The sequence below is a fragment of the Pseudomonas sp. SST3 genome (assembly GCF_003325755.1).
This window is the reverse complement of the sequence record NZ_QORI02000199.1, coordinates 1-2,868: the sequence shown is the minus strand read 5'-3', so window position 1 is coordinate 2,868 and position 2,868 is coordinate 1. Positions and strand designations below refer to the sequence as shown.

Here is a 2,868-nt window from a genome sequence, read left to right as displayed (position 1 = left end):
ATGGCAGGGCTTTAGCATGCTACCTAAAACCATTCACTTGTTAATGGAGGGCGCACCAGAAGGAGTTTCCATCACTGATATTATCAATGTCATGGAGCAAGTGGACGACGTTGTGAGTGTTCACCACGTACATGTCTGGGAAATTGCCGAACATTCAACTGCATTGGAAGCTCACGTTGTCATCAAGAAGGCTAGCCTGCCCGATATTGAACGAGTGAAGACTGATTTAAAACGTGTACTTCATGAGCGATACAAAGTCAGCCACTCGACACTTGAAATGGAGCTAGACGGCAGTGTTTGTATCGACGCCAGGCAGGCCGACAGTCATCGCAGCGAAGCATAAGTCTGCTTTGCGCTCAACGCTGTTGCTAGATAGTTAGCTCGGTATCAACGGAGTGAACTTGCGAAATCACTCGTTGGCGCTATGTTTTCTACCAGAGACATGTTAGCGGCATGTGGCCAAAGCAGCTCGTCACGAGGAGATCAGGCTAGGTCGTGGCACCTTCGGCAGGCTGCAGCGACGAGCAAGCCCCGCCAGTCGCTACCGCCGCGGACGCTCAGAGCCAGCGGCGGACTCGTGCGCGGTAGCGAGCGAATGATTCGCCGAACAGCGCTTCCAGCGCCGACTCTTCGGGTTCGATTTGGAAACGATTCATGTAAAGCACGAAGGCAACCACGCCCAGCAGGGTAAAAGGCGAGGCCAGGGCCAGCGCGCAGGCCGTCAGGCTGATGGCGAAGCCTAAATACATGGGGTTGCGGCTGTACTGATAGATGCCAGCCTCCACCAACACCGAAGCCTGCTGCGGCTGCAATGGATTGACAGTAGTACGTGCGCGGCGAAACGACAGTACGCCGGCGAAACACACGCCGAGCCCCAGGAACAGTACCGGCAAAGCGAAGGTCAGCCGCGCGGTCCATGCCAGTTCGATGCTCGGTAATCTGGGCCCCGACAAACCCATCAGCAGAGCGATCAGGCCAGCTACGAGCAGCGGTGGCACGCGGTTCTCCAGCGCGCTCATAGTGTCATTCCCGTGCCTTGGCCACTTCGCTGCTCACTAATCGGCGCAGCGGCTCCGGGCCGAACTCGCTGAGCGCTCGACCATTGACAAAAAAAGGTCGGGGTGCCACGAATCCCAACGGCCTTGACGTCCTGCATGTCCGTTTCAAGCACGGCGTTGACGCTAGGCGTATGCATGTCCTGGCGGGCCTGCTCCAAGTTCAAACCGACGCGCTCGGCAGCAGCCCATGCCTGCGTTACCTTGGGGTCGTCGTGCCAACCGGGCTGGGTCTCCAGCACAGCCTCCAGCACTTGTTCATGGAGATTTTGCTTGCGCGCCGCCTCAAGCATCCGCGCCACTTCTTCCGAACCTTGATGAAACAGTACATAGCGCAGCACCAGACGTACATCTTCCGGGTTCTCGGCGAGGATCTGCTTCACAAAGGGATGGAAGGCGCGGCATGCCTCGCATGAAGGATCGAAGAACTCGACAATGGTTACTGGCGCTTGCGCCGGGCCGAACACCGGCGAGTGGAAGCGAACCAGTTGGCCTCCGTTCTGTTTGGGTTGTGTCGCGGTCTCTTGGGCTGTCGAACTGGGAGCCTGGGCCTGTTGAGGCGACTGCGAGGGGGAATAGAAGAATGCGGCGGCGGCAAAAACGGCCAGGATCACGGCACTGATGATCAGGACCACGGAACGGCGATTCATGGAGTTGTTCTCCGACGGATGAGAATGAGCAGGATGGCGATCAGGATAAAGGCGAACAAGGCGAGTGCCGGCAGGGGCACCACGCCGAAGAGGGTCATTCCGGCGCCTGAGCAGGATGGACCGGTGGCCGTGCAGGGCTGGATCGGCTGTGGAATCAGCCCTGCATAGAGCAGCGTGTGAACAAATGCCAGAGCCGCACCGATAGCGGTCAGCGGTAGGGCGTAACGCCAGACTGTGAAATCCGAGCGGTAGCAGGCGATGGCCAGGATCACCGCCAGCGGAAACATAAAGGCGCGCTGGAACCAGCACAAAACACAGGGTGCCTGGCCCATCACCTCGCCAATGTACAGCGCGGATAGGGTCGATACCAGTGCGACCAGCCAGGTTAGCAGCAGCAGGTTCCAGGTCATGCCTGAACGTTGAGGATTCATTGCGGTTAGCTCCTGGCGGTGACGAACACTTGCGTCAGACCCGCCATCCGGTTATTTCGAAACACCATGCTTCCTCTTGTCGGCAAGACTTGTTGGAGCGTTGTAAACCTTCGCCCACCGGCACAAGCGAAAAGCAACCAGGCAGCCCGCTGCGCAACCAGCCTCAACGCTGGGTTAAATCCGATGCCAGTGCGAGAATGTCGCCCTTGCGCAGCAAGAGAAGATATCAGATGTCGCGGGACTGGCTGGAAGAACATCAGATAGCATTTTATTTCGCGGCGGTGGTGGCCGCTGCCATTGCAGGTTTGAGCTCTGCGCAATTCACCGGACTGACGGCCATGGCCATCACACCGGCGATTGCCGTGCTGATGTATGCCATGTTTCTGCAGATTCCTTTTCTGGAACTGCGAGCAGCTTTTGCCAACCGCCGCTTCGTCGGTGCCCTGTTACTGGCCAACTTCCTGTTAATGCCATTGATGGTGTGGCTAGTGACGTGGCCGCTCTCATCGAACAAGGCCTTGTTGGTCGGCGCGCTACTTGTCCTGCTGACGCCTTGTATCGATTACGTGGTGGTCTTCACCCACCTGGGCAAAGGGGACTCTCGTCTGGTGCTCGCGGCGACGCCATTGCTGCTGTTGCTTCAGCTTTTGCTGCTGCCCCTCTACTTGCAGCTAATCCTTGGTTCCGAAGCTGGCACAGTGATCAAGCTGTGGCCCTTCGCAGAAGCTTTCC

Annotated in this window: 3 protein-coding genes and 2 pseudogenes; 2 read left to right on the top strand and 3 right to left on the bottom strand. The window is 57.8% G+C overall.

What is annotated here, in order from left to right:
- The coding region (locus DQ405_RS26500) for a cation transporter dimerization domain-containing protein (protein WP_446730927.1) at window positions 1-343 on the top strand (343 nt) is incomplete at its 5' end.
- A 214-nt stretch (window positions 344-557) separates the two neighbouring features.
- On the opposite strand, the gene DQ405_RS26495 is transcribed toward DQ405_RS26500, so the two are convergent.
- The 3 genes and pseudogenes from DQ405_RS26495 to DQ405_RS26485 form a co-directional block, all read right to left on the bottom strand.
- Window positions 558-1,019 carry a methyltransferase family protein gene (locus tag DQ405_RS26495; RefSeq protein ID WP_017246351.1) on the bottom strand — a complete coding sequence of 154 codons (462 nt, stop codon included), beginning with the start codon at window positions 1,017-1,019 and terminating at the stop codon, window positions 558-560.
- Between the two features lie 4 nt (window positions 1,020-1,023).
- Window positions 1,024-1,705 (bottom strand): annotated as a pseudogene (locus DQ405_RS26490) (DsbA family protein).
- Window positions 1,702-2,136 carry a disulfide bond formation protein B gene (locus DQ405_RS26485; RefSeq protein WP_174824731.1) on the bottom strand — a complete coding sequence of 145 codons (435 nt, stop codon included), beginning with the start codon at window positions 2,134-2,136 and terminating at the stop codon, window positions 1,702-1,704. Before DQ405_RS26485 ends, DQ405_RS26490 begins: the two are co-directional and overlap by 4 nt.
- A 230-nt stretch (window positions 2,137-2,366) precedes the next feature.
- Between DQ405_RS26485 and DQ405_RS26480 the strand changes: the two are divergent.
- Window positions 2,367-2,868: pseudogene (locus tag DQ405_RS26480) on the top strand (arsenic resistance protein); the annotation flags it as partial.

Bases quoted from the DNA above. Each gene is read 5' to 3' on its own strand.
- DQ405_RS26495 (WP_017246351.1), bottom strand. From the start codon at position 1,019: ATGAGCGCGCTGGAGAACCGCGTGCCACCGCTGCTCGTAGCTGGCCTG.
- DQ405_RS26485 (WP_174824731.1), bottom strand. From the start codon at position 2,136: ATGAATCCTCAACGTTCAGGCATGACCTGGAACCTGCTGCTGCTAACC.